Annotated in this window: 1 protein-coding gene; it reads right to left on the bottom strand. The window is 41.3% G+C overall.

From position 1 onward, the window contains the following. Window positions 1-307: YMGG-like glycine zipper-containing protein (locus ACS8FC_RS20905; protein WP_439298192.1), on the bottom strand; the 307-nt coding region annotated here is incomplete at its 3' end. Between the last annotated feature and the right edge of the window lie 209 nt (window positions 308-516).

Raw genomic sequence — 516 nt, forward strand, 5'->3', positions numbered from 1 at the left:
GGTCAATGTTACCAGTGGTTGGGTTTTGGTTAACAGTCACGCCTGTACCAGCCATTTGCTGCTCAAGCTGACGAGCTTGACGCTCCATATAGTAACCAACGCCAGCACCCAATGCAGCACCGATAGCAGCATCACGACCAGTTTTGTCGCCGCCTGTTGCTTTTGAGATAGTTGCACCACCTGCTGCACCAACCAAACCACCTAGAGCCGCTTTGTTCAAACGTTGCTGTCCAGTGTTTGGATCAGTCGTACAACCGCTAAGTGCCAGACCTGATGCTACTGCTGCAATCAATAATGTATTACGCATGATATTTCCTCTATAAGTTTAAAAATATTATAAATCGTGCTTTATCAAGATTGTCCGTTAATCTTATTAAGTACTTATTTACTTTCGTCATTATTATGGCAATTACAATCTAACTCTGTGTAATATTTTGTCACACCTATGTATGAGAAGTGCAGATTAACTTTGCGGTATTTTTTAGCATTTAAACTATCCAATACCTGTTCCTTGTT

The organism is Psychrobacter sp. 1Y4 (assembly GCF_051847555.1).